Origin of the sequence: Micromonospora sp. HUAS YX12, assembly GCF_040215685.1 — a bacterium.
Classification (GTDB): Bacteria; Actinomycetota; Actinomycetes; order Mycobacteriales; family Micromonosporaceae; genus Micromonospora; species Micromonospora tulbaghiae.
This window is the reverse complement of record NZ_CP157974.1, coordinates 2958445-2983664: the sequence shown is the minus strand read 5'-3', so window position 1 is coordinate 2983664 and position 25220 is coordinate 2958445. Positions and strand designations below refer to the sequence as shown.

At 73.0% G+C, this 25220-nt stretch carries 27 protein-coding genes; 8 read left to right on the top strand and 19 right to left on the bottom strand.

Going from position 1 to position 25220, the window contains the following annotated elements; all coding sequences use genetic code 11:
* The first annotated feature begins 11 nt into the window (after nt 1–11).
* Both ABIH81_RS14540 and ABIH81_RS14535 read left to right on the top strand, forming a co-directional pair.
* The gene (locus tag ABIH81_RS14540) at nt 12–1232 is read left to right on the top strand and encodes a GNAT family N-acetyltransferase (RefSeq protein WP_349880776.1); all 1221 of its coding nucleotides are present in this window, start codon (nt 12–14) and stop codon (nt 1230–1232) included.
* 139 nt (nt 1233–1371) lie between these two features.
* The gene (locus ABIH81_RS14535) at nt 1372–1749 is read left to right on the top strand and encodes a hypothetical protein (RefSeq protein WP_349880775.1); all 378 of its coding nucleotides are present in this window, start codon (nt 1372–1374) and stop codon (nt 1747–1749) included.
* A 16-nt stretch (nt 1750–1765) separates the two neighbouring features.
* Here the strand turns inward: ABIH81_RS14535 and ABIH81_RS14530 are convergent, their stop codons facing one another.
* Entirely contained in the window at nt 1766–2236 is a 471-nt protein-coding gene (locus tag ABIH81_RS14530; protein ID WP_120573590.1) for a ribose-5-phosphate isomerase, read from the bottom strand.
* A 72-nt stretch (nt 2237–2308) separates the two neighbouring features.
* Nucleotides 2309–3508, bottom strand: coding sequence for a DUF1015 family protein (locus ABIH81_RS14525; RefSeq protein WP_349880774.1), 1200 nt, complete (start codon nt 3506–3508; stop codon nt 2309–2311).
* Between the two features lie 285 nt (nt 3509–3793).
* Here ABIH81_RS14525 and ABIH81_RS14520 point away from each other — a divergent pair, with 285 nt between their 5' ends.
* Nucleotides 3794–4612, top strand: coding sequence for an IS5 family transposase (locus ABIH81_RS14520; RefSeq protein WP_349880773.1), 819 nt, complete (start codon nt 3794–3796; stop codon nt 4610–4612).
* Between the two features lie 72 nt (nt 4613–4684).
* Here ABIH81_RS14520 and ABIH81_RS14515 read toward each other — a convergent pair whose 3' ends face one another.
* Nucleotides 4685–5014 carry a hypothetical protein gene (locus ABIH81_RS14515; protein WP_349880772.1) on the bottom strand — a complete coding sequence of 110 codons (330 nt, stop codon included), beginning with the start codon at nt 5012–5014 and terminating at the stop codon, nt 4685–4687.
* 200 nt (nt 5015–5214) lie between these two features.
* Nucleotides 5215–5838 carry a disulfide bond formation protein DsbA gene (locus ABIH81_RS14510; protein ID WP_349880771.1) on the bottom strand — a complete coding sequence of 208 codons (624 nt, stop codon included), beginning with the start codon at nt 5836–5838 and terminating at the stop codon, nt 5215–5217.
* 228 nt (nt 5839–6066) lie between these two features.
* Between ABIH81_RS14510 and pepN the strand changes: the two genes are divergently transcribed.
* Both pepN and ABIH81_RS14500 read left to right on the top strand, forming a co-directional pair.
* The gene (gene pepN, locus ABIH81_RS14505) at nt 6067–8613 is read left to right on the top strand and encodes an aminopeptidase N (protein WP_349881108.1); all 2547 of its coding nucleotides are present in this window, start codon (nt 6067–6069) and stop codon (nt 8611–8613) included.
* A gap of 82 nt (nt 8614–8695) precedes the next feature.
* Nucleotides 8696–9259: a Uma2 family endonuclease gene (locus ABIH81_RS14500; RefSeq protein ID WP_349880770.1), complete on the top strand. Its 564-nt coding sequence runs from the start codon at nt 8696–8698 to the stop codon at nt 9257–9259.
* A 61-nt stretch (nt 9260–9320) separates the two neighbouring features.
* Here the strand turns inward: ABIH81_RS14500 and ABIH81_RS14495 are convergent, their stop codons facing one another.
* The 14 genes from ABIH81_RS14495 to ABIH81_RS14430 all read right to left on the bottom strand — a co-directional run bounded on the left by ABIH81_RS14495 (nt 9321) and on the right by ABIH81_RS14430 (nt 22488).
* A complete protein-coding gene (locus ABIH81_RS14495) occupies nt 9321–9734 on the bottom strand; it encodes a DUF5130 family protein (protein ID WP_091423148.1) in 414 nt (137 codons plus the stop codon).
* Entirely contained in the window at nt 9721–10005 is a 285-nt protein-coding gene (locus ABIH81_RS14490) for a hypothetical protein (protein WP_026268244.1), read from the bottom strand. The genes ABIH81_RS14495 and ABIH81_RS14490 overlap by 14 nt, the downstream gene beginning before the upstream one ends.
* A gap of 74 nt (nt 10006–10079) precedes the next feature.
* Entirely contained in the window at nt 10080–11552 is a 1473-nt protein-coding gene (locus ABIH81_RS14485; RefSeq protein ID WP_349880769.1) for an amidase, read from the bottom strand.
* A 49-nt stretch (nt 11553–11601) separates the two neighbouring features.
* Entirely contained in the window at nt 11602–12597 is a 996-nt protein-coding gene (locus ABIH81_RS14480; protein ID WP_349880768.1) for an amidohydrolase family protein, read from the bottom strand.
* Between the two features lie 3 nt (nt 12598–12600).
* A complete protein-coding gene (locus tag ABIH81_RS14475; protein WP_349880767.1) occupies nt 12601–13125 on the bottom strand; it encodes a 3-hydroxyanthranilate 3,4-dioxygenase in 525 nt (174 codons plus the stop codon).
* A complete protein-coding gene (locus ABIH81_RS14470) occupies nt 13118–13579 on the bottom strand; it encodes a RidA family protein (protein WP_349881107.1) in 462 nt (153 codons plus the stop codon). The genes ABIH81_RS14475 and ABIH81_RS14470 overlap by 8 nt, the downstream gene beginning before the upstream one ends.
* Before the next feature lie 140 nt (nt 13580–13719).
* A complete protein-coding gene (locus tag ABIH81_RS14465) occupies nt 13720–14493 on the bottom strand; it encodes a 4-oxalocrotonate decarboxylase (protein WP_349880766.1) in 774 nt (257 codons plus the stop codon).
* Nucleotides 14494–14551: 58 nt separating this feature from the next.
* Nucleotides 14552–15607, bottom strand: a complete 1056-nt coding sequence (dmpG, locus tag ABIH81_RS14460; protein WP_349880765.1) for a 4-hydroxy-2-oxovalerate aldolase — start codon at nt 15605–15607, stop codon at nt 14552–14554.
* Nucleotides 15604–16536, bottom strand: coding sequence for an acetaldehyde dehydrogenase (acetylating) (locus ABIH81_RS14455; protein WP_349880764.1), 933 nt, complete (start codon nt 16534–16536; stop codon nt 15604–15606). The genes dmpG and ABIH81_RS14455 overlap by 4 nt, the downstream gene beginning before the upstream one ends.
* Nucleotides 16533–17330 (bottom strand): fumarylacetoacetate hydrolase family protein, encoded by a 798-nt coding sequence (locus ABIH81_RS14450; protein ID WP_349880763.1) that lies wholly within the window; start codon nt 17328–17330, stop codon nt 16533–16535. The genes ABIH81_RS14455 and ABIH81_RS14450 overlap by 4 nt, the downstream gene beginning before the upstream one ends.
* 136 nt (nt 17331–17466) lie before the next feature.
* Entirely contained in the window at nt 17467–18948 is a 1482-nt protein-coding gene (locus tag ABIH81_RS14445) for a 2-hydroxymuconic semialdehyde dehydrogenase (RefSeq protein WP_349881106.1), read from the bottom strand.
* Between the two features lie 20 nt (nt 18949–18968).
* Entirely contained in the window at nt 18969–20297 is a 1329-nt protein-coding gene (locus ABIH81_RS14440) for an NAD(P)/FAD-dependent oxidoreductase (RefSeq protein WP_349881105.1), read from the bottom strand.
* A 17-nt stretch (nt 20298–20314) separates the two neighbouring features.
* Entirely contained in the window at nt 20315–21595 is a 1281-nt protein-coding gene (kynU, locus tag ABIH81_RS14435) for a kynureninase (protein ID WP_349880761.1), read from the bottom strand.
* A gap of 14 nt (nt 21596–21609) precedes the next feature.
* Nucleotides 21610–22488, bottom strand: coding sequence for a tryptophan 2,3-dioxygenase family protein (locus tag ABIH81_RS14430; RefSeq protein ID WP_349880759.1), 879 nt, complete (start codon nt 22486–22488; stop codon nt 21610–21612).
* Between the two features lie 148 nt (nt 22489–22636).
* On the opposite strand from ABIH81_RS14430, the gene ABIH81_RS14425 reads away from it, so the two are divergent.
* From ABIH81_RS14425 to ABIH81_RS14415, 3 genes are all read left to right on the top strand, one after another.
* Nucleotides 22637–23077 (top strand): Lrp/AsnC family transcriptional regulator, encoded by a 441-nt coding sequence (locus ABIH81_RS14425; RefSeq protein WP_349880757.1) that lies wholly within the window; start codon nt 22637–22639, stop codon nt 23075–23077.
* 79 nt (nt 23078–23156) lie between these two features.
* On the top strand, nt 23157–23666 hold the full coding sequence (locus tag ABIH81_RS14420) for a hypothetical protein (RefSeq protein ID WP_349880756.1): 510 nt from the start codon (nt 23157–23159) through the stop codon (nt 23664–23666).
* Between the two features lie 14 nt (nt 23667–23680).
* Nucleotides 23681–24547, top strand: coding sequence for a class F sortase (locus tag ABIH81_RS14415; RefSeq protein WP_349880754.1), 867 nt, complete (start codon nt 23681–23683; stop codon nt 24545–24547).
* Between the two features lie 9 nt (nt 24548–24556).
* Here ABIH81_RS14415 and ABIH81_RS14410 read toward each other — a convergent pair whose 3' ends face one another.
* Nucleotides 24557–25096 carry an HNH endonuclease gene (locus tag ABIH81_RS14410; protein WP_013288071.1) on the bottom strand — a complete coding sequence of 180 codons (540 nt, stop codon included), beginning with the start codon at nt 25094–25096 and terminating at the stop codon, nt 24557–24559.
* Nucleotides 25097–25220: the final 124 nt, after the last annotated feature.

Here is a 25220-nt window from a genome sequence, read left to right as displayed (position 1 = left end):
ACACACGTGCCGTGACCGACGTGGTGGTTTCCCGGGCCGAGGACTTCGACGACATCGCGGCGCTGCTGGCGCTGGCCTTCCATGGCGACCTCGACCCCGAGGTGCAGGCGCTGGAACGCCCGATCTTCGAGCCGGACCGGTCGCTGCTGGTCCGCGACGGCGGCACCGCGGTGGCGCACGCCGCCGCGTTCAGCCGCGACCTCGCGGTGCCCGGCGCGGACGTGCCCGCGGCGCACGTGACGATGGTCGCGGTCGCGCCGACGCACCGGCGGCGCGGCCTGCTCACCCGGCTGATGCGGCGCCAGCTGCGGGACGTCCGCGACGCCGGCCGGGAGCCGATCGCGGTGCTCTGGGCCAGCGAGGGACGCATCTACCCCCGCTTCGGCTACGGGTCGGCGGCCCCGCGCTACATGCTGTCCGTGGACACCACCGGCCTGCGGCTGCCCGCCCCGGCGCCCGCCGAGGGCAGGCTGCGACTGGACCGTCCGGACGCGCACCGGGACGAACTGGCCCGGCTGTACGAGCGGGTCCGCGCCGAACGTCCCGGCTGGTCCCGGCGCGACGAGCGCTGGTGGTCGTACGTGCTGGCGGACCTCAAGGCGCACCGGGGCGGCGCCACCGAGCGCCGGGTGCTGCTGCACGAGGGCGCCGACGACCTCGACGGGTACGCGCTCTACCGGACGAAGGACAGCTCGTCGGCCACCGGACCGCAGGCCGAGGTGCAGGTCGGCGAGGTGGTGGCGGCGACACCGGAGGCGTACACGGCACTGTGGCGGTTGCTGCTCTCGGTCGACCTGACCCGCCGGCTGTCGTTCCCGATCGCGGCCCTGGACGAGCCGCTGCTGCGGCTGGTGGACGAGCCCCGCCAGCTCTCGCCGCAGCTCGCCGACGCGCTCTGGGTACGGGTGGTGGACGTGCCGGCCGCGCTCGCCGCCCGGCGCTACGCCACCGACGTCGACGTGGTGATCGAGGTCACCGACGAGCTGCTGAAGGAGAACACCGGCCGCTGGCGGCTGGCCGGCGGACGCGACGGCGCGCAGTGCACGCCCACCACCGCGCCGGCCGGGCTGGCGTGTGACGTACGCGCGCTCGGCGAGCTGTACCTCGGCGGCGCGAACCCGTACGCGCTGGCCGCCGCCGGCCGCGTCCAGGAGCTGATCCCGCACACGCTGACCGCGCTGACGCCCGCCTTCACCTGGCACCGCACCCCCTCCCCCATGGAGGTCTTCTGACCGTCCCTCACCCACCCGCACCCCGTCGATCATGAAGTTGGCGGCGCGAACCGTCCGGTTCGTCCCGGCCAACTTCATGATCCCGCGCAAGGGAGCGCGGGTGGGTGTGAGCGGGGTGCGGGGGCGGTACGGTCGGGGGATGGGTGAGGCGGAGCGACGGCGACGACGGCTGCGGCATCACGGCGAGGGCACCCCGGCCGACGCCTCCGGCGCCGACGGGACCACTGCCGGCACCGCCCCCGTACACGACGACGTGGCGCCCCGGTCCCCGCGCGGCGGCCGGCCGGGCGAGCCGGCGCCCCGGGGACGCCGCGCCGCCGCGCCCGCCGAGGAGGGCGAGCGCGGGCTGCGCGGGCTGGTCGGCTCCGGCTCGTCGCAGGTGAGCGTGACAGCCGCGCTGCGGGCACGCGACGCGGCCCGCCCCACCGAGGACGACCTCGCCCAGGCCGAACAGCGGGTGGTGCTCATCCGCCGCAACTGGGTGCCGCGCGAGGAGCTGCCCCGCAACGGGCGGTGAGCCCGGACGTGTCCGCTCAGGCGGGCAGCTCGGGCAGGCGGCGGCTCTGCTCGTAGGCGGCCACCTGCTCGATGCGCCGGCTGTGCCGGGGGTTGCCGGAGAACGGCGTGGTGAGGAACGCCTCGACGAGCGCGGTGGCCTCGTCCAGCGTGTGCTGCCGGGCGCCGATCGCGACGATGTTGGCGTCGTTGTGCTCGCGGGCGAGCTGGGCGGTGTCGACGTTCCAGGCGAGCGCCGCCCGGACGCCCGCGACCTTGTTCGACGCGATCTGCTCGCCGTTGCCGGAGCCGCCGATCACCACGCCGAGGCTGCCCGGGTCACCGACCACCCGGTCACCGGTGTGCAGGCAGAACGCCGGGTAGTCGTCGTCCGGGTCGAAGACGTGCGGTCCCACGTCGACCACCTCGTAGCCCTGCTTGGCCAGGTGGTTGGCAAGGTGCACCTTCAACTCGAAACCGGCGTGGTCGGATCCCAGGTAGACGCGCATACCGCGCAGTCTGACAGGCCCGCCTCCCGGCCGGCGCGCGGGCGGCGACCCGGAGGCGGATTCGTCACACGGTCAGTGCGGCAGCTCGGCCACCACCAGGCCGGCCCGCGCCTTCGGGGTGAACCAGGTGCTCTTGCGCGGCATCTTCTCCCGGGCCAGGTTCACCGCGACGAAGTCGTCGACCGTCACCGGCGCGACGAGCACCGCCAGCTCGGCCCGGCCGGCGTCGACCTCACCGACGAGCCAGCTCGCCGGGTAGTCGCCGCCCACGTACGTGATCCGCTTGTCGCCCGGGTCGAGGCCCAGCGCGTCGCGCAGCAGCAGGCGCTCGACGAGCGCGTGGTCGAGGTTCTCCAGCCGGCCGGCGCCGACGTGCGGCAGCGTCACCGCGTACCCCCGGCCGCCGAGGTAGAGGTGCACGACGCCGCCGGTCGCCGGGACGTCGACCGGCCCGTCCACCGGGGTGATCTCCGCGCCCGCCGCGCGCAGCCGGTCGAGCAGCTCGTCCGGCGTGGTGGTCAGCTCGCTGACCAGCCGGTTGTAGGGCTGGATCGCGACCGACGCGGGCGTGGTGATCACCGCGAGGAAGCGCGGGAAACCGCCGGTCTGCGCGGCCAGGCTGCGGTGGTTGCCGTCCGCGACCACCAGCTCCCCGCCACCGGCCAGCGCGGTCAGCTCGTCCTGCGCCGGGCCCGGCCCGAGCAGCCAGATCGCGTGCGTACGGCCGGACTGGTCGACGTCGGTCGCGGCGGGCGCGCCGGCCGCCTCGGTCGCCGCCGCGAGCGCGGCGTGCAGCTCGTCGCCCTTACCGGTCTGGAGCAGGAGTACGGGCGAGAGCAGGTGACCGAGCGCCTCGGCCAGGGCGACGCGCTCGCGCACCTTGGCGATGAACACGTCCTCGTTGCGGATCACCAGGCCCGGCTCGTCGGCGCGGGTGGAGATCTGGTCGGTGTCGACCATGGCCCACAGCCCGTACGCGCTCTCCTCGCCCGGCGCGCTGATCCGGTAGAGCACCACCACCTGCTCGGCCGGCGTGTAGCTGCCGTCCGCCTTCGCCTCGGCCAGGCGCGCCACCGCGTCGGGCAGCGCGTCGAGGAAGGACTTCCCGAGGCTGCCGGGCGCCCGGTGGGGCATCTCGATGCCCAGGGCGCTGTGCGGATTCGCCTCGACGATGGAGGTGATCTCCGCGTCGTCGGCGAACTCGTCGTAGTTCTGCGCGCCGGTGCCGCCAGTGGTGATCCAGGCCCGGGCGATCGGATGCACGACCGTCATGTCCGCTGACGCTACCCGGGCCCCGATCGGCGCCGCCGCCGGACTCACCCGCTTACCACCAGGTGAAAGGAAGGGCCCCCTCTTAGTGAGTGTTTGAGATTTGGGGTGCGGCGGCGTGTCGGGTTGAGGTGAGGGAAGGCCCTCGGTTAGGTCCGGTGGTGTCGAGCCAACCGTTTCCATACCGAGGGCCTTCTGATGACGTTGTACCCGATCACTGTCACGCCGTCCGCGTCGCCCCGCCGTTATCCGCCGCAGCGGGTGCGGCGGGAACGGGAACGGGCGGCGGTGCGGCGGTATCCCGGTGATCTGACCGATGCGCAGTGGGCGTTGATCGCGCCGCTGGTCACGCCGGTGTCGGTCGGTCGGCGGGGGCGGCCGCCGTCGCATCCGATGCGGGCGATCGTCACGGCGATCTTGTATGTGGCCTGCACCGGTTGTCCGTGGCGGGCCCTGCCGCGGGAGTTCCCGCCCCCGGGGACGGTGTACTGGTGGTTCGCTCGATGGCGCGATGACCACACGTTGATGCGTCTGCACGACCGGTTGCGGGAGCAGTGCCGTACCGCCGCCGGACGGCACGCGCATCCCAGCGCCGGCGCGATCGATTCCCAGTCGGTGCGCGCCGCGGACACCGTGCCCCGATCCAGCCGCGGGTTCGACGTGGCGAAGAACGTCAACGGCCGTAAACGCCACATCGTCGTGGACACCATGGGCCTGCTGCTGGCCGTCATGATCACCGGCGCTCACGTCAACGACCGCACCATCGCCCGTGACCTGCTCTGGCGCACCCGCCTGTTTCACCCCGGCCTGCGCCTGCTCTGGGCAGACGGCGGCTACATCGGCACCCTGAGCACCTGGGCCCGCCAAGCCCTCGACCTCACCGTGCGGTTGGTCCACAAACTCCCCGGACAACACACCTTCGTCGTGCTTCCCCGACGCTGGGTCGTCGAACGGACCTTCGCCTGGATCAGCAAGAAACGCCGCTGCGTACGCGACTACGAACGCCTACCGATCAGCCACGCCGCCTTCGTTACCTGGGCCATGATCCACGTCATGGTCACCCGCCTGGCCCGACACACGAAACCGGCCCAGGCAACCCACACCTGAGCCGGAATCTCAAACACTCACTTAACGCCTCCGGTAGAGGAAGGGCCCCTTCTTAACGCCGGGAAGGGCAGCTCAGGCGGTGGAGTTGCGGTGCCGGCCCGGGGCCGGGCGGCGGGTCGCCGGGGCGGGGCGGGAGCCGGCGTTGAGGCGTACCGTCGTCGCACCGGCGGCGGCGCCGGATCGCGACGGCGCGCGGCCGGGCCGGACGGTCTCACCCGGCGGTGTCATCCGCGAGGTGGCCACCACCCGTGCCACGCCGACCACGATCGGCGGGGCCAGCAGGTCGGCCACCTCGGCCGGACCGGCCGGCCAGTCGCTCTCGGTCACCGACCAGTACGTCGCACCGGAGTCCTCGGTCGCCTGCTGCGGCGCGTCGTCGGACATGCGGCGGTGCTTGGCCATGGGAACGCCTCCAGGAGCTGCCGTGCTGCGGCCCCGCGGGCCGTCGGCTGGGACACCCGGTGAAACGAGCCCCGCACCGGCCCGGTGACGGGCGGCGCGGGGCCCGGCGGCGCGGCGCCCGGGTGCGGGTGGTTACCGCGGGTGTTAACAAGGGGCCCCTCCTCTACCGGAGGCGTTAAGAAGGGGCCCTTCCTTACCGCTCAGTCGAAGATCGGATCCTGCTCCCGGGTGCGCTTCAGCTCGTAGAAGCCGGGGGTGCCGGCGACGAGCAGCACGCCGTCCCAGAGGCGGCCGGCCGCCTCGCCCTTCGGCGCCGGGGTGATCACCGGGCCGAAGAAGGCGACCTGCTTGCCGTCCGGACCCGGGGCGTGGATCACCGGGGTGCCCACGTCGGTGCCGACCGGCCGCATGCCCGCCTCGTGGCTGGCCCGCAGCGCCTCGTCGTACTGGGTGGACTCGGCCGCGTCGGCGAGCGCCGGGTCCAGGCCCACCTCGGTGAGCGCGCCCACCAGCATGTCCCGGCCCAGGCCCTGCTTGCCGAGGTGGATCCGGGTGCCCATCGCGGTGTAGAGCTTCGCCAGCACCTCGGCGCCGTACGCCTGCTCGACGGCGATGCACACCCGCACCGGGCCCCAGCCGTCGCGCATCAGATCCCGGTACTCCTCCGGCAGTTCCCGGCCGTCGTTGAGCACGGACAGGCTCATCACATGGAACCGGATGTCCACGTCCCGGACCTGCTCGACCTCCAGCAGCCAACGGGAGGTGATCCACGCCCACGGGCACAGCGGGTCGAACCACATGTCCGCGGTGACACGTTCGGTCACGGTGTTTTCCCTTCACGACATCGTCGCGCCGGGGATCCGGCGCGGTCACCTCCGATCCTCACCCCGGACCCCGTCGCCCGGTGCCGGAATGAGAGCGTGACCTCGACCACCGAGAGCGGTCCGTGCATGGAAGACTCGGTGCTCGACGGGCCGTCACGAGCGGCCGGGGCAGAACCGGCGCCGCGGGGCGCGGCGAGACGAGTGGGATGGAGACGAACAGTGCCGGGAGTGCGCAACCTGACCCAGGTCGAGGCGACCGAGCGGGCCCGCCTGCTCGAGGTGACCGGGTACGACATCAGCCTTGACCTGTCGACCGCGGTGCAGCCCACCGGTCGCACGTTCCGATCGGTGACCGAGGTCCGGTTCCGCTGCGCCGAGCCGGGGGCGACCACGTTCATCGAGACGGCCGCCGAATCGGTGCGGTCGGCCACGCTCAACGGCGAGCCGGTGGACCTGTCCGGCTGGTCCGCCGAGAAGGGACTGACGCTCAGCGGCCTGGCCGCCGAGAACGTGCTGGTGGTCGACGCCGACTTCGGCTACTCCAACAGCGGGCAGGGCCTGCACCGCACCGTCGACCCGGTGGACGGCGAGACCTACCTCTACAGCCAGTTCGAGACCGCCGACGCGCAGAAGGTCTACGCCTGCTTCGACCAGCCCGACCTGAAGAGCGTCTACACCTGGCACGCCACCGTCCCGGACCACTGGCGGGTCGTGTCGAACATGCCGGTGGTCCGCGAGGAGGCCGCCGGTGAGGGTCTGAAGACGGTGCACTTCACCGTCTCGGAGCGGATGAGCACCTACATCACCGCGCTCTGCGCCGGGCCGTACCACGAGGTGCGCCGCACCCACGACGGCATCGACATGGGCTACTTCTGCCGGGCCAGCATGGCCCCGCACATGGACGCCGACGACCTGCACCTGATCACCACGCAGGGCTTCGACTTCTTCCAGGAGAAGTTCGGCGTGCGCTACCCGCTGCCGAAGTACGACCAGCTCTGGGTGCCGGACTTCAACGCCGGCGCGATGGAGAACTTCGGCTGCGTCACGCACGCCGAGTCGCACTACATCTTCCGGTCGCAGGTCACCGACTTCGAGTACGAGCAGCGCGCCAACACGATCCTGCACGAGCTGGCGCACATGTGGTTCGGTGACCTGGTCACCATGCGCTGGTGGAACGACCTGTGGCTCAACGAGTCGTTCGCCGAGTGGGCCAGCCACTGGTGCAACACGCACGCCACCCGCTTCACCGACGCCTGGACCACGTTCCTGTCGATCCGCAAGAACTGGGGTTACCGGCAGGACCAGCTCTCCTCCACCCACCCGGTCTACTGCGAGATGCCGGACCTGGAGGCCGTCGAGGTCAACTTCGACGGCATCACGTACGCCAAGGGCGCGAGCGTGCTCAAGCAGCTCGTCGCGTACGTGGGCGAGGAGCCGTTCCTGGCCGGCCTGCGCGCCTACTTCGGCAAGTACGCCTGGGGCAACGCCACCTTCGACGACCTGCTGTCCGAGCTGGAGTCGGCCTCCGGCCGGGAGCTGCGCAAGTTCGCCGCCCAGTGGCTGGAGACCGCGCAGGTCAACACGTTGCGCCCGGAGGTGACCATCGGCGCCGACGGCACGTACGAGCGGGTGGTGGTCCGGCAGGAGGCACCGTCGGGCTACCCGACGCTGCGTACCCACCGCATCGGCGTCGGCCTGTACGACCTGACCGACGGCCGGCTGGTGCGCCGCGAGCTGATCGAGACGGACGTGACCGGCGAGCTGACCGAGCTGTCCGAGCTGCACGGCAGGCCGGCCGCCGACGTGCTGCTGCTCAACGACGAGGACCTCACCTACACCAAGCTGCGGCTCGACGAGCGGTCGATGGCCACTGTGGTGCAGCACATCGCCGGTTTCGACTCGTCGCTGGCCCGGGCGCTGTGCTGGACCGCAGCCTGGGACATGACCCGTGACGCCGAGCTGTCGGCCCGCGACTACGTGGCGCTGGTGCTGGCCGGGCTGACCGCCGAGACCGACATCAACCTGGTCACGGCCACGCTGCGGCAGGCGACCACCGCGCTCACCTTCTACGCCGACCCGGAGTGGGCGCCGACCGGCTGGGCCGACCTGGCCCGTACCGCGCGGACCGCGCTCTCGGCGGCCGAGCCGGGCAGCGGCTTCCAGCTCGCCTGGGCCCGCGCGTACGCCTCGTCGGCCCGCTCCGGCGAGGACCTGGCCACGCTGCGCGGCTGGCTCGACGGCAACGGGGTGCCGGAGGGGCTGACCGTCGACACCGAGCTGCGCTGGATGGTGCTCCAGTCGCTCGTCGCCAACGGCGCGGCGGGCGCCGCCGACGTGGACGCGGAGCTGGCCGCCGACCGTACCGCCAGCGGCGAGCGGGAGGCCGCGTACGCGCACGCGCTGGTGCCGACCGCCGAGAACAAGGCCGCGGTGTGGGCGCTGCTCACCGGCCCGGACCCGCTGCCCAACTGGCGCAACCGGGCGCTGCTGCAGGGCTTCACCCACCCGGCGCAGGTCGATCTGACCGCGCCCTACCGGGAGCGGTACTTCGCCACGGTGGACCAGGTGTGGGCGCAGCGCGACAGCGAGCCGGCGCAGGAGTTCGTGCAGCTCGCGTACCCGGCGTACCTGGTCGAGGAGGACACCGTCGCGGCCACCGACGCGTGGCTGGCCCAGGACGGCCGGCCGGCGTCGCTGCGGCGGCTGGTGGCCGAGGGCCGCGACGGCGTGGTCCGCGCGCTCAGGGCGCGGGAGCGGGACGCCCGCAGCGCCTGAGTGAGGCATGCCGGCCGGGGCCGGCGCGGGTGGCAGCCCGCGCCGGCCCCGGCCGTTATCGTGTGCGGAGGAGGTGGACGTGATGGCACAACCGACCCACGAGTGGCGCCCGCCGGAGCGGCCGTGGCAGGAGCAGGACCTGTACGACCTCCCCGAGGACGGAAGCCGCTACGAGATCATCGACGGGAGCCTGCACGTGACCCCACCCCCCGGGTACGGGCATCAACTTCTGGCCGACGAGATCCGATCGGCGCTCCAGGCCACTGCGCCGACCGGTTGGTGGGTCATTCGGGAGGCCGGACTTCGGGCGCCTGTCGCCAATCTCATTCCGGACATCTCCGTGCTGAAGCCGAGCGCTCCCCCGGACGGCTTGTGGACGCACCCCACGGATGTCGCGCTCGTCGTGGAGATCGAGTCACCCAGCAGTCGCCGGTATGACCGGCTGATCAAGCCTCCGCTCTATGCCGAGGCCGGCATCCCGCACTACTGGCGGGTGGAGCGAGCCGACTTCGGCCCGGTGATCTACCGCTACCAACTGGTCAAGGGTGTCCACTACAACCTGATGGGCACGGTCGGGCCGGATGACCCCGTCCAGCTCGACGAGCCGTGGCCCATGCGCCTGGATCCCTCCGCCTGGCCCCGTTGAGACGACGAGAGAGCCCGGCCCGCGCGTGCGCGGGCCGGGCTTCGTCGTGGGTGCGGGCGGATCAGCCCTTGCCGGCGTGACTGGCGAGCTGGTCGAGGCCCTGGATGATGCCGCCGGCCAGGTCGCCGCCGCCGAAGGAGGCCACCATGGAGAGCGCGGCCAGCTTGGCGTACGTGTCCGGGATGCGCTTGCGCGCGTACTTGCCGGTGACGATCTCCAGCTGCCGCTGGTTGGGCGACACCGCGATCAGCACCGAGCGGTCCGGGTCGGCGAGCTGGCGGTGCAGCCGCTCGGCGTGCTCCCGGATCGGCTCGTCGAGGCCGCCGACGTAGACCGAGAAGACCAGGCCGGTGCCCTGGTCGGCGAGACGGAGCGCCTCGTCGATGCGGAGCAGCTGACGGGTCGAGAACGGCCCGTCCAGCACGTCCGGCGGGGTGCCCGTCCCCGTCGTGGGCCGCGCTTCACCAACGGTCACTTGCGCCTCCGGTTCCACCGGCCGGCGCCTCCCGGCCGGCCTGCTCCTGCTTGCGGCTGGTCAACGCCGGCGCCTGCGCCCCGGCGGCCAGCGCCGTTCCGGCCGAGTCGGCCAGCTGCTCCGGACGGCCCAGGAACCAGACCGGAGTGAAGTCGAAGGGCCGGCCCGGCCGGTAGCGCTTGGCGCCGCCACCGTTGCCGCGGCTGCCGACGGCCGCCAGGGCGGCGATCAGCAGCACCGCGGCGGCCGGGATGCCGACGAAGACCACCAACGTCTCGGTAACAGACAATCCCAACGCCCCCAGGCGGAAAGAGAGACCAGGAATGGTGCGGGTCGGGTGGCCGGTCAGGACCGGTCGAGCCCCACCTCACTTGTGATGTTCACGTTAGCGGAGTCGGCGGCCCGCCAGATTGCGGGGTGCTGATCCCATCCGTCACTCCGGTGCTCCAGCTGCGCGGCAGTGGCGAGCAACGTCGCGTCGTCGCCGTACCGGCCGGTGAGCAACACCCCGACCGGAAGCCCGTCGGCGGTCCGTCCGACCGGCAGCGAAACGGACGGATCACCCGTGACGTTGAAGACGGCGCAGTACGGCGAGAAGCGCCGCTGCGCGTCGAAGTCCTCGGCCGGTTCGAGGGCGGCGAACGCGCCCACCGGCGCCTGCGGGCTCGCGAGTGTCGGGCACAGCAGCAGGTCACAACCGGCGGTACGGCGTACGCCACGGCGTACCTGCGCCTGGAGTTCGCCGAGCGCGGCCATCAGCCGGGCCGCGCCGAGCGCCTCGCCGCACTCGCGCAGGAACCGGGTCAGCGGCAGCAGGTCGCCTTCCCGCCCGGCCGGGACCGGGGTGACCGCCAGCGCGTACCAGACGGTCTCGAACAGCGGCCACGCCTCGGGGCCGAGCGGCGCCGGGACGTCGACCACCTCGTGGCCGGCGTCGGTGAGCAGCGCGGCGGCCCGGTCGACGGCGGCGACGCAGTCCGGGTGGACCGGTTCGTCGGCGAGCATCGGCGTGGTGAAGCGGCCGACGCGCAGCCGGCCGGGGCCGGAGGCGCGGGCGGCGCGGGTGACGCCGAGGTACCCGCCGGCGGGCGCGACCGGCGGCAGGTACGGCTCGCCGGGCACCGGGCGGGCGAGCACGTCGAGCAGCGCGGCCACGTCGGCGACGGTACGGCCGATCGGCCCGTTCACCGGCAGCCCGAAGCCGCCGAAGCCGAGCGGCCCGCCGGAGACCATGCCCCGGCTCGGCTTGTAGCCGACCAGGCCGCAGAGCGCGGCCGGGATGCGCAGCGAGCCGCCGCCGTCGGAGCCCTGCGCCACCGGCACGAGCCCGGCGGCCACCGCGGCCGCCGCGCCGCCGCTGGACCCGCCCGCGGTGTACGCGAGGTCCCACGGGTTGCGGGCCGGCGGCGCGACCAGCCCCTCCGAGTAGAGCGAGCAGCCGAGTTCGGAGGTGGTGGTCTTGCCGAGGCTGACCAGGCCGGCGTCGGCCAGGAGCCGGACCACGTCGGCGTCGACCGGCGGGACGAAGTCGGCGAAGGCGGCCGAGCCGAAGGTGGTGCGTACCCCGGCGGTGAGCGTGAGGTCCTTGATCGCGGTCGGCACCCCGTGCAGCGGGCCGCGTTCCTCCGCCGCGAGCGCGTCGGCGGCGCGGGCGGCGGTCCGGGCCCGGTCGGCGGTGACTGTGACGAACGCGCCGACGGTGTCGCCGAGCGCCTCGACCCGGCGCAGGTGGTGCTCGACCAGTTCCAGGCTGGACAGCTCGCCCCGGCGGATCGCGGCGGCCTGTTCCAGCGCGGTCAGGTCGTGCGGCTCGGCCATGCCGTCCATCCTGCCGGTCCGGCGGCCGGGAGGCCGGGCGACACGTCCGTCAGCGGCCGAGGAACCGCAGCGCGTTGCCGCCGAGCAGCGCGTCCCGCTGCCCGTCGGTGAGGAAGTCCGCCCGGTGCACCACCTGGCCGACCGGCCGTTCCCCCAGCGGGTACGGGTAGTCGCTGCCGAGCAGCACCCGATCGGCGCCCATGGTGTCCACCAGCAGCCGCAGCGCGGCCGGTTCGAAGACCACCGAGTCGACGTGGAACCGGTCGACATAGGAGCTGGGCGGTGCGCTGGACGCGCCGCGTACCAGGTCGCCGCGGCGGTGCCAGGCGTTGTCGGCGCGGCCCAGCCAGAACGGGAAGCTGCCGCCGCCGTGCGCGAAGCAGATCCGCAGCGTCTCCGGCACCCGGTCGAACACGCCGCCGAGGATCAGGGCGAGCACCGACAGGTGCGTCTCGGCCGGCATCCCGGTGAGCCAGCGTGCCATCCACCGGTCCAGCCGGGGGCCGCCGGGCATGTCCCACGGGTGCACGAACACCGGCGCGCCGACCTCGGCGCAGTGGGTCAGGAACTGCACGACGCCCTCGTCGTCCAGATCCCGGTCACCGACGTGGTTACCGATCTCCACCCCGGCGTGCCCCGCCGACAGGCAGCGGTCCAGCTCGGCGCAGGCCGCGTCGGGATCCTGCAACGGCACCTGGCAGAACGGCACCAGCCGGCCGCCACCCGCGGCGGTGACCTCGAGCGTGAGGTCGTTGAAGATCCGGGCCACCTTGACCGCCTGGTCGGCCGGGCGGTCGTAGCTGAAGAACACCGGGGTGGGCGAGACGACCTGCACGTCGACGCCGTCGGCGTCCATGTCGGCCAGCCGGGTCGGCGCGTCCCAGCACTGCGCGCCGACCGGGCGGAACTCCGTCTCCCCCACCATGATCATGGCGGCGTGCTCGGAGTCCACCCGCAGCCAGGGCCAGCCGGACCCGCCGCACGCCGCGGCGAGGTCCGGCCACCCCTTCGGTACGACGTGCGTGTGCACGTCCACGACCGGCACGCGTCAGCCCTTGCCCGGGTGCAGCGCGCCGCAGTTGCCGCAGGTGCGGGCCTTCTCGTCGGCGTAGAACGCGGCGAAGACCGGGGGCAGGTCGGCAGCGATGTCGCGGACCTGCAACTCCACCTCGTGCACCTTGTGGTGGCACTCGCCGCAGTACCACTGGAACTTCTCCAGCGTGCCCTCCTCGCGGACCCGCTCGATCACCATGCCGATCGAGCCGGCCTCGGGACGCTGCGGCGAGTGCGGGGTGTTGCGCGGCAGCATCCACATCTGACCCTCGCGCACGTGCACCGTACGCGGACCCTCGGGCAGCATCAGGTTGATGTGCATGTTGCCCTTGACCTGGTAGAAGAACTCCTCGTACGGGTCGACGTGGAAGTCCGTGCGCTGGTTCGGCCCGCCCACCACCATGACGATGAAGTCGTCGCTGCCGGGCAGCATCTCCTTGTTGCCCACCGGAGGCTTGAGCAGGTGCTGGTTCTCGCCGATCCAGCCGGAGAAGCTGAACGGCTCGGCGATCTCACTCATGGGGACCTCCCGACGGAAGTAGGGCGACTGCCTGCATCTCGATCAGCAGATGCGGGTGCGGAAGCTGGTGCACGGCGACTGTGGTCCGGGTCGGCCCGGTGGCGTCGAAGAACTCCGCCCACACCTCGTTGTAGCCGCCGAAGTCGTTCATGTTGACCAGGTAGCTGGTGACCTGCACCAGGTCGCTCAGGTCGGCGCCGGCCGAGCGGAGCAGGTCGCGGATGTTCTCGACCACGGCCCGGGTCTGCTCCCGGATGTCCAGGTCGGTGGTGCCGAACTCGTCCACCGACACCCCGGCGAACGTGTTGTCCGGCCGGCGCGACGACGTGCCGGAGACGAAGACGAACCCGCCGGCCACCTTGACGTGCGGAAACGCGCCCCGCGGCACGGCCTTCCCGGCCACCACGCGGGCGGTCGCCGGGTCGCTTTCCGTTCGCGACTGCGGGGCTCGCAGACCCGGCTCACTCCTCGCGCTCACCGGGCCGCTTTCCGTTCGCGACTGCGGGGCTCGCAAACCCGGCTCACTCCTCGCGCTCACCGGGCCGCTTTCCGTTCGCGACTGCGGGGCTCGCAAACCCGGCTCACTCCTCGCGCTCACGAGAGGGCCTTCAGAGAGGCGGAACCCAGCTTCTCGACAGTGGCGCGGACGTGCGCACCGGGGCGCAGCGGCACCGCGGCGGTGGCCGCGCCGGCCAGGAACACCCAGCCCTTGCGCAGCCGGACGCCGTGCCGGCCGGCCAGTCGCAGCCCCTCGTCCAGCGCGCGGCGCGGGTCGCCGAGGATGGCAGCGGTCGAGCCGACCTGCGCCACCCGCCCGTCGATCTCCAGCAGCACGCCGAGGTTGTCCAGCCCGTCCGGCACCGGCGACCAGGGCCCGACCACGAACGCCGCGGCCGAGGTGTTGTCGGCGATCACGTCCGGCAGGGAGAAAGTGAAGTTCGCGTACCGGGAGTCGATCAGCTCGATCGCCGGGGCGACCGCGCGCACGGCCCGCGTGAACGAGCCGACCGGTTCGCCCGGGTCGGGCAGCCGGTCCAGCAGGAACGCCACCTCCGGCTCGACCCGGGGGTGGATGAAGTCGCCGACGTCGACGCTGCCGCCGTCCGGCACCCGCATCACGTCGGTCAACCGGCCCCAGATCACCTCGTCCACGCCGACCTGCGCCATCTTGGCCTTGCTGGTGAGCCCCATCTTGAGGCCGACCAGCCGCTCACCCCGGTCGAGGCGGCGCTTCACCAGCGCGGTCTGCACCGCGTACGCGGCGTCGACGTCGAGGCCGGTCTCGGCGGCGAGCTGCGGGATCGCGGTGGCGTCGTCGGCCGCCGCGCCCAGCTTCTCCGCGATGCCGGCGATGTCCGGCCCGATCATGCTGCGCCACCTTTCGTTCGCGACTGCGGGGCTCGCAAACCCGGCTCACTCCTCGCGCTCACCGGTTCTCCTTAGCCGCCAGGTCCAGTGCCACGTCCACGATCATGTCCTCCTGGCCGCCGACCATCCGGCGACGGCCCAGCTCGACCAGGATCGAGCGGACGTCCACGCCGTACTTGGCCGAGGCCCGCTCGGCGTGACGCAGGAAGCTGGAGTAGACGCCCGCGTACCCCAGGGAGAGCGTCTCCCGGTCGACCTGGACCGGACGGTCCTGCAACGGGCGGACCAGGTCGTCGGCGGCGTCCATCAGCGCGAACACGTCGCAGCCGTGCTTCCAGCCGTGCAGCTCGGCGACCGCGACGAAGACCTCCAGCGGCGCGTTGCCGGCGCCGGCGCCCATGCCAGCCAGCGACGCGTCCACCCGGACGGTCCGCCCGGACGGCGAGCCGAGCGGGCCGTCGCCGAGGATCCGGCCGTGCTCGACCGCCAGCACGCTGTTCGCCACACCCAGCGACAGGTTGTGGTGCGCGTGGATGCCGATCTGCGTCTCCGGCGCCAGCACCTGCCGGTACGCGTCGACCCGCTGCGCCACGTCGGACATGAGCAGTCGCCCGCCGGAGTCGGTGACGTAGACGCAGTGCGCCCCGTACGACTCCATCAGCTTGGCCTGCGCGGCCAGCCCGGCCGGGTCGTTCAGGTGCGACATCATCAGGAACCCGGAGACGTCCATGTCGTTCTCCCGGGCCCAGGCGATGTGCTGGGCGGAGATGTCCGCCTCGGTGCAGTGGGTGGCGATCCGGACGCTCGTCACGCCGAGCGCCTTGGCCGCCTTCAGGTCGGCGATGGTGCCGATGCCCGGCAGCAGCAGCGTGGTCAGCCGCGCGGTGGTGAGCACCTCGGCGGCGGCGGCGATCCAGTCCGCGTCGGCGGCGGCGCCGTGCCCGTAGTTGACGCTGGAACCGGCCAGGCCGTCGCCGTGCGCCACCTCGACCGCGGCCACGCCGGCCGCGTCGAGCGCGGCGGCGATGGTACGCACCTGGTCGACCGTGTAGCGGTGGGCGATGGCGTGCATGCCGTCGCGCAGCGTCACGTCCTGGATGTAGAGGTCGGTCATCGCGCACTCACCTCCGCGCGCAGCGCCACCAGCCGCTCCGCGGTGCGCAGCGCGGCCGACGTCATGATGTCCAGGTTCCCGGCGTACGCGGGCAGGTAGTGCCCGGCGCCGGAGACCTCCAGGAACACCGACACCTGCAGGCCGGTGAAGTGCCGGCCGAGCACCGGCGCGTACGTGTCCACGCGGTCGAACTGCACGTCCTGCTTGAGCCGGTAGCCGGGCACGTACTCCTGCACGGCGGCCACCATGTCGGCCACCGAGGCGGCGATCTTCACCCGGTCGGCGTCGGCGTCCGGGCACAGGCAGTAGACCGTGTCGCGCATCAGCAGCGGCGGGTCGGCCGGGTTCAGCACGATGATGGCCTTACCGCGCTCGGCGCCGCCGACCACCTCGATGGCTCGGGCGGTGGTCTCGGTGAACTCGTCGATGTTGGCCCGGGTGCCGGGCCCGGCGGACTTCGAGGCGATCGAGGCGACGATCTCCCCGTACGCGACGGCTGTGACCCGGCCGACCGCGTGCACGATCGGCACCGTGGCCTGCCCGCCGCAGGTCACCATGTTGACGTTCGGCTCGCCCAGGTGCTCGTCGAGGTTCACCGGCGGCACCACGTACGGGCCGATGGCCGCGGGCGTCAGGTCGACCACGGTACGGCCGTGCGCCCGCAGCACCTCGTCGTGACGCTTGTGCGCGCCGGCCGAGGTGGCGTCGAAGACGAGCTGGACGTCGGCGAACTCGGGCAGCGCCACCAGCCCGTCGACGCCCTCGGCGGTGGTGGTCACACCCAGCCGGCGGGCCCGGGCCAGGCCGTCCGAGGCCGGGTCGATGCCGGCCATCGCCACCATGCGCAGACCCTCACCGAGCCGCAGCACCTTGATCATCAGGTCGGTGCCGATGTTGCCCGACCCGAGCACCGCCACTCCGACAGTCATGAGGTGGTCTCCTTCGAGAAACAGGTACGCACCGAACCGAGCCCGGAGATGCGCGCCTCGTACGCGGCGCCGGGCGTGACCGGCACCATCGGGCCGAGCGCGCCGGAGAGCACCACGTCGCCGGCCCGCAGGGGGTCACCGGCGCGGGCCATCGTGCCGGCCAACCACTGCAACGCGTGCAGCGGATTGCCGAGGCAGGCCGCGCCCGCGCCGACCGAGACCGGCTCACCGGCGTGCTCCAGCACCATGCCGCACAGCCGCAGGTCCACGTCGGCGAGCCGCCGGGGCGCGGTGCCGAGCACGAACAGCCCGCTGGAGGCGTTGTCCGCCACCGTGTCCACGATGGAGATGTCCCAGTCGGCGATCCGCGAGTCGACGATCTCGATGGCCGGCAGCACGTGGTCCACCGCCCGGATCAGGTCGACCGTGGTGACCCGCTCGTCCGGCAGGTCCGCGCCGAGCACGAAGGCGATCTCCGCCTCCACCCGCGGCTGGAGCAGCCGGTCGATCGGCACCTCGACGCCGTCACCGACGGCCATGTCGTCGAAGAGCACCCCGAAGTCGGGCTGGTAGACGCCGAAGCTCTCCTGCACGGTCCGCGACGTCAGGCCGATCTTCGCGCCGACGCGGCGGTGCCCCTTGCCCAGGCGTTGCCGGGTGTAGACCTGCTGCACCTGGTACGCGGCCTCGATGTCGCCCTCGGGCAGCAGCCGGCCACGCAGCGGCGGGCAGGGCTTCCCGTCCTGCCGGGCCACTGCCAGTTCCCGGTTGGCGGCCTCGATGTCCACGGTCATGGCGGCTCCTCGCTTACGTCGCTGGGGATTCCGGCCATTCTGCCCACCACGCGCGCCCGCGCCAGCCTTCGCGCTCATGCTGAGCCACCCTTCGTTCGCGACTGCGGGGCTCGCAACACCGGCTCACTCCTCGCGCTCACGTCAAGTCCACGCAGACGTTGGTCAGCTCGGAGTAGAAGTCGAGCGAGTGCACGCCGCCCTCGCGGCCCACTCCCGATGCCTTCACCCCGCCGAACGGGGTGCGCAGGTCACGCAGGAACCACGTGTTCACCCAGACGATGCCGGCGTCGAGCCGGGCGCCGGCCCGGTGCGCCCGGCCCACGTCCCGCGTCCACACCGTCGCCGCCAGGCCGTAGGCGGTGCCGTTCGCCAGCGCGTACGCCTCGTCCTCGTCGTCGAACGGCGCGACGTGCACCACCGGGCCGAAGATCTCCTCCTGGTTGGTACGGGCGTCCGCCCCCAGACCGGTGAGCACAGTCGGCTGCACGTACGCCCCGCCGTCGCGGGCGTCGCCGAAGCGCGGCGCGCCGCCGCCGGCGCGGACCTCCGCGCCCTCGGTACGGGCCAGCGCGTAGTGGCCCAGCACCTTGTCCCGGTGCCCGTGCGAGATCAGCGGCATGTTCACAGTCGCCTCGTCGTCCGGCCAGCCGTACGCCAGCTCGCCGGCGCGCTTGGCCAGCCGCGCGGTGAACTCCTCGAACACCGGCCGCTGCACGTAGATGCGCTCGGTGCACAGGCACACCTGGCCGCCGTTGGTGAAGCTGGACCGCACCGAACCGGCGACCGCCGCGTCCAGGTCGGCGTCGGCGAACACCAGGCCGGCGTTCTTGCCGCCCAGCTCGAAGCTGACCGCCTTCACCCCGTCGGCGGCGGCGCGCATGATCGCGCTGCCGGTCGCCGACTCGCCGGTGAACGTGATCGCGTCCACGCCCGGGTGCCGGGTCAGGTGCTCGCCGGCCGAGCCGGGACCGAAGCCGTGCACCAGGTTGAACACGCCGTCCGGCACGCCCGCCGCGGCCATCACCTCGGCCAGCAGCGTGGCGGAGGCGGGAGTCTCCTCGCTGGGCTTGACCACCACGGCGTTGCCGCAGGCCAGGGCCGGGGCGACCTTCCAGGTGAGCAGCAGCAGCGGCAGGTTCCACGGCACGATGACAGCGACCACGCCGATCGGCTTGCGGACCGCGTAGTTCAGCGCCCGGCCCCCGGCCGGGGTGACTGTGGTGAACGACTCGGTGGGCGCGGTGGCCACGATCTCGGCGAACGCCCGGAAGTTGGCCGCGCCGCGCGGGATGTCGAGCGTCCGGGCCTGCGAGATGGCCTTGCCGGTGTCCGCGACCTCGGCGGCGACCAGGTCGTCGAAGCGCCGTTCCAGCTCGTCGGCGACCCGGCGCAGCACCTCGGCGCGTTCCCGCTCCCCCATCCGGCCCCACGGGCCGCGCAGCGCCGACCGGGCCGCGGCGACCGCGTCGTCCACAGTCGACTGCGACGCCTCGGCCACCTCGAACACCGGCTCGCCGGTGACCGGGCTGCGCTTGGTGAACCGGGAACCGGCGTCGACGAACTCGCCGCCGACGAAGTTGCGGAGCAGTCCGGGGCCGTCCGGCGCGTGGCCGGTCATCAGCCGGGGATCCCAGAGCGTCATCGCCGCCTCCCCAGCGCCGCGCGGACACCGCCGGCCAGCAGCGCGACCGCGCCGGCCGCGACCGCGCCGACCACCGCGTACTGCGCGCGCACCCGGCGGCGCACCTGCGCGTACGGGGTGGTGGAGAAGGAGACCAGCTCGTACTGGGAGACGTAGCGGCCGGGCAGCGCGCGTTCCAGCGCGTGCTCGACCTGCTTGCGGGTGCGGAACACCGGCGAGGCGACCTTGTCCCGCATCTCCACGAAGTTCGCCAGCGCCATCCGGGCGATCGCCTCGGCGTTGTCCTGGCGGCGGTGCTGGAACAGCGGCAGCGCGGCGGCCCACTCGTCGTCGCACTCGTCGAGGCAGCGGTCCAGTTCGACCACGTCCTCGAACGCGCAGTTCGCGCCCTGGCCGTAGAACGGCACGATGGCGTGCGCGGCGTCGCCGATCAGGCCGACCTTCCCGGCCACCTGCCACGGCGTGCAGCGCACCGTGCCGAGCACACCGACCGGGTTGTGCTGGTAGTCGTCGACCAGGTTCGGCGCGAGCGGGACCAGGTCCGGATAGTGGGTGGCGAAGAACCCCTCGATCGCCGCCGGGCTGCTCAGCGACGCGAAGCTGCGCGTGCCGTGGGTGGGCCAGAACAGCGTGCAGGTGAAGGAGCGGTCCGGGTTCGGCAGCGCGATCATCATCGAGGTGCCGCGCGGCCAGATGTGCAGCGCGCCCGGGTCGAGCGCGAACTCCCCGCCCAGCGGCGGGATGGTCAGCTCCTTGTAGCCGTAGTCGAGGAAGTCCAGGCTCTCGGTCAGGCCGCCGTACGCGAGCAGTTGCCCGCGCACCGCGGAGCCGGCGCCGTCGGCGCCGAGGACGACCGAGGCGGTGGCGGTGACCTTGCCCTGCGGCGTCTCGAACGTCATCTCGCCGCCGAGCGGGTCGAGCCCGACCAGCCGGTGGTCGAACGCGACGCGCACGTTGGGCAGCGCGGCGGCGGCGTCGAGCAGCGCGTTGTTCAGCGCGCCCCGGCTGATCGAGTTGATCGCCCGGTCCCCGGAGCCGCTGTACGACTGGAACTCCGGCTCGCCCTCGACCGGGTGGATCATGCGGCCGCGCATCGGCAGCGCGTCCGCCATCACCTCGTCCTCCAGGCCGATGCGGCGCAGCGCGTCCAGGCCGCGCTCGGACAGCGCCAGGTTGATCGACCGGCCCCGCTCGGCGGTGCCGGTACGCGGGTCGGGCCGCCGCTCGTAGAGGGCCACCGGGTAGCCGCGCCGGGCCAGGTAGCAGGCCAGCAGGCAGCCGGCCAGCCCGGCGCCGACCACCGCGATCTCGTCGCGCTCGCTCACCGGCTCACTCCTCGCGCTCACGATCCCTCCTTCTCGACAGTCGCCGCCAGCGCCTCGGCGACCCGCCAGCAGTCGTGGTACGTGGAGTAGAGCGGCACCGGCGCGAACCGGACGATGTCCGGCTCCCGGGCGTCGGCGATCACGCCGTGCTCGTGCCGCAGCCGCTTGGTCAGCTCGTTCGCGCTTCCGACGCCGATGCGGACGGAGAGCTGGCAGCCGCGGCGGGCCGGGTCACGCGGGGTGACCACGGTGAGCGGCCGGCCGGGCGTCACCTCGTCGAGCAGCTGCTCCAGCCAGGCGGTGAGCCGCAGGCTGCGCTCGCGCAGCGGCGGCATGCCGACGGAGTCGAACAGCTCCAGCGACGTCCGCACCGGGCCCATCGCGAAGATCGGCGGGTTGGAGATCTGCCACGCCTCGACGGTGGCCGGCGGCCGGGACACCGGGGTCATCTCGAACCGGGTCGCCGCCTCGGTGCTCCACCAGCCCTCGAAGCGCTGGATCGACGGGTCGCCGAGGTGCCGCTCGTGGACGAAGACGCCGCCCAGCGCACCCGGCCCGGAGTTGAGGTACTTGTACGAGCACCAGGCGGCGAAGTCGACGTCCCAGTCGTGCAGCGCCAGCGGCACGTTGCCGGCGGCGTGCGCCAGGTCCCAGCCGACCACCGCGCCCGCGGCCCGGCCGGCGGCGGTGATGGCGGGGATGTCCATCAGCTCGCCGGTCAGGTAGTTCACGCCGCCGAGCATCAGCAACGCCACCGTGTGGCCCTCGCGGGCCAGGAAGTCCAGGACGTCCTCGGTGCCGAGCGTGTCGGAGCCGGGGCGCGGCCTGAGGCGTACCACTGTGGTGTCCGGGTCCAGGCCGTGGAAGCGGGCCTGGCTGCGCACGGCGTAGCTGTCCGAGGGGAACGCGCTGTCCTCGATGACGATGCGGGTGCGTTCGCCGGCCGGCCGGTAGAAGCCGACCATCAGCAGGTGCAGGTTGACCGTGAGGGAGTTCATCACCACGGTCTCCGCGGGGAGCGCGCCGACCAGGCGGGCGGCCGGTGCGGTCAGCAGCTCGTGGTACGGCAGCCAGGGCCGCTCCGACTCCAGGTGCCCCTCGACGCCCAGGCGACTCCAGGCGTCCAGGTCGGCGAGGAGTTCGTCCCGGGTGGCCCGCGGCTGGAGGCCGAGCGAGTTGCCGGCCAGGTACGCCGTGTCGGGGTAGCGCCCGCCGTCGGCGGGCGGGATGTGGAACAGGTGCCGGTGGCCGGGGTCGGCGGCGTCACGGCGGAGGGCTTCGCTCTCGGGGGTGTGCATGCTGTTCTCTCTCGTCACATCGCGGTGCGGGCCGACCACAGCTCCGGGAAGACCACCCGGGCCATGCTGCGCTGCAACCATGCCAGTCCGGCGGAACCGCCGCTGCCGACCTTGGCGCCCATGGTGCGCTGGACGGCCTTGACGTGGTTCCAGCGCCAGTCGCCGAACTCCTCGGCGATCTCGGTCAGCGCGTCGCCGAGCAGGCGCAGGTGGTTGTCCGGCCCGTTGTCGCCGTAGATCCGGACCCAGGCCGCCTCGATCGCCGGGTGCGCCTCGTGCTCGGCGTTCACGTCCCGGGACAGCAGCTCGGCCGGCACGTCGAAGCCCTTGCGGGCCAGCAGCGCCACCACCTCGTCCCACAGGCTCGGGGTGGCGAGCGCGGCGGTCAGCTCGTCGTACACCTCGGTCTGCCGGCGGAACGGACGGATCAGCGCCCGGTCGCGCAGGCCGAGCAGGAACTCCAGCTGCCGGTACATGGCGGACTGGAAGCCGGAGCCCTCGCCGAGCCGGTCGCGGAAGCGGTTGAAGTCGGCCGGGCTCATCCAGCGCAGGCCGTGCCAGGCGGCGTTGAGGCCCTCCAGGTGCAGGGCGGCGCGGCGCAGCGGGGGCAGCGCCTCCCAGATCCGGTCCTCGCGCAGCTCGCGCTTGGCGTGCCGCAGCTCGTGGCAGGTCAGGCCGAAGTACAGCTCCATGATCTGGCTGACCATCAGGAAGGACATCTCGCCCGGGTCGTCGCTGAGCGGCTCCTGGAGCCGGTGCAGCGTGCTGGCCCGCACGTACGCGTCGTACGGCACGCGGTCGGCGAACTCCAGCGTCGGCTCGCCGCCGTTGCGTGCCGCCCGAGCCGCCCGTTCCTGGGGGGTTACCGGGCGCACCGCCGTCGTCTGTTCCACAGTCGTTCTCCGTCCGTGCGCGGGGTAGACGTCATGATCCCGCTGGTGGGCGGCCGAACGGAATGCCTGTTCAACGGCGGTATGGTGGTCTCACTTCACGAACCGAAACCATCTCGCGTCGCCGTCTTTACGGAAGGAAGGTCCGCGCGTGGACGACATGGACTGGGCGCTGCTGCGCGAGCTCCAGGCCGACGCCCGGCTCTCGTACAGCGAGTTGTCCCGCCGGGTCCACCTGTCGCCGCCCGCGGTCGCCGAGCGGGTACGGCGGCTGGAGGAATCCGGCGTGATCACCGGCTACCACGCCCACGTCGACCTCACCCGGGCCGGGCGCACAGTGCTCGCGCTGATCCGGATGTCCTGCTACGGCGCGCGCTGCATCCTCAACGACCCCGACGTCGCGGGCTGGCCGGAGATCATGGAGATCCACCGGATCACCGGGGACGCGTGCAGCATGCTCAAGGTCGCCGCCACGAACATGGGCGAGTTCGAGGAGGTCATCGACCGCCTCGCGCCGTACGGGCAGCCGTCCAGCACGATGGTGCTCTCCACCCCGCTGTCCTGGCACCCCGTGGTCAAGGCGCCTCGTTAGCTTCCCCCGCCCTCCGGGAAAGCAGGCGCCGCTGCCCGTCAGTGGGTCCGGCGCACCGTCGCGCCGGGAGGGGGGAACCATGCGAGGGCTCCTGTCAATTCGCGCGTTGTCGTCCGTGCTGGGCCTGCTCGGCCTGGTCGCGGCGTTCGTCCTGACCACCGCGCCGCCGGCCCGGGCCGGGGAGAACGTGTTCATCGAGGTGACGCCGAACAGCGTCCAGGCCGGTTCCCGGGTGAGCCTGCGGGCCGGTTGCGACAACAGCAACAACCGCCAGGCGCAGGTCACCTCCGACGCCTTCGGGCGGGTGACGCTGCGGCCGGACAACGGCTTCCTCACCGGGTCGGTCACCGTGCCCGGCAACAAGGCGCCGGGCGACTACCCGGTGAACCTGGACTGCTCCAACGGCAACACCGCCTCGACCATGCTCACCGTGCTCAACATGGCGCAGCCGAGCAAGGGACCGGCGACCGGCGGCGGTGGCACAGCGGGTGGCCGGGGTGCCGGCTCGCTGCTGCTGGTGGGTGGTCTGGTCGCGGTGGCAGTGGTGGCCGGTGTGAGCGCCCGCCGCAAGACCGGCGGCCGCGCCTGACGAGAGGTGCCGCAATGGCCCGCTCATCACGCCGCCGGGACCGTACCGGCCCGGCGGACCGCACCCGCCGCGCCGCCGCCCGTCCCGGCCGCCGGTTGCCGCAGCGCGCCTCACGGCTCCGGGCCGCGCTGCGGCTGACCGCCGGGGCCGCGCGCCGGTTCGCCCACGTCGCCGGGCACGCGTTCTCGGCCAGCGTCGCCACCGCCGACCCGCGGTCCCGCCCGGTCCCGGGCCGCGCCGCCGGGACCACCACCCGCCGGTACGCCCCGAGCCGCAGCCCGGGTGTCCCGGTGCTCGTGGTGGCGAGCGTGATGGCCCTGATCGTGGCCATGCTCGGCGTGGAACGGGTGACCGGCGCCAGCGTGCTGCCGGACCGCGTCGTCGCCGGCCTGCGCCCGCCGCCGAAGAAGTTCCCGGTGCTGCCGGCCAGCCCACCGACGGACCTGAGCATCGGCAAGCTCGACCTGCGCGCGCCGGTGCACCGGGTCGGCATCGCGCCGGACGGCAGCATCGCCGTGCCGGACGTGGAGCGGGCCGGCGAGGTCGGCTGGTACGACCAGGGCCCCACCCCCGGCCAGTACGGCCCGGCGGTGCTCGTCGGGCACGTCGACACCACCTCCGGTCCGGCCGTCTTCCACGGGCTGAGGGAGCTGGACGACGGCGACCGGATCGAGGTGACCCGCGAGGACCGCTCGGTGGCGGTGTTCGAGGTGACGTCGATCGAGCGGTACGGCAAGGAGAAGCTGCCGGTGGAGGACGTCTACGGCGACTTCAGCCGGCCCAACCTGCGGCTGATCACCTGCGGCGGGCGCTGGGTGGGCGGCGAGACCGGGTACGCGGACAACCTGGTCGTCTACGCCTCGCTGGTCAAGGCGCGCTGAGCGGGCCGGTCAGGCCGCCTCGGGCTCGGGCTCGCGCAGGTCGAGCCAGTCTGCCCAGCGCGGGTCGGGGGCGCGGTGCCCGAGCACCCGCCAGGCGGCTCCTTTGGGCGCGGCCGGCAGGTGGTGCAGCCGCCAGCCCAGCTCGGCCGGCGTCTTGTCGCCTTTGGTGTGGTTGCACCGCGCGCACGCGGCGACCACGTTCTCCCAGGCGTGCCGGCCGCCCCGGCTGCGCGGGAAGACGTGGTCGATGGTCTCCGCCGGCCCCCGGCAGTAGGCGCACCGCCACCCGTCGCGGGCGAACACGGCCCGCCGGGACAGCCCGACGTGGGTGCGGTACGGCACCCGGACGTAGCGGGTCAGGCGTACCACCGAGGGCACCGGTAACGCGTTGCGCGCGCTGTGCAGGATGCCCTCGCCGTCGGCCACGCAGACCGCCTTGGCGGAGAGGACGAGGATCGCGGCACGACGCACCGACACGACGCACAGGGGCTCGTAGGTGGCGTTGAGAACGAGTGCACCGGAGCCCGCCGTGGGTCGTATGTCAGGCATCGTGCTCACCCTCCCGGTCCAGCCGCTCCCGCCTCGTCTGCGCCGGAGCCGCCCCGCGGACAGCGCGGCACGGCTCCGACGCCGGCCGGATCACCGACGTCCGTTGCGCCAATAGTCCCTGATC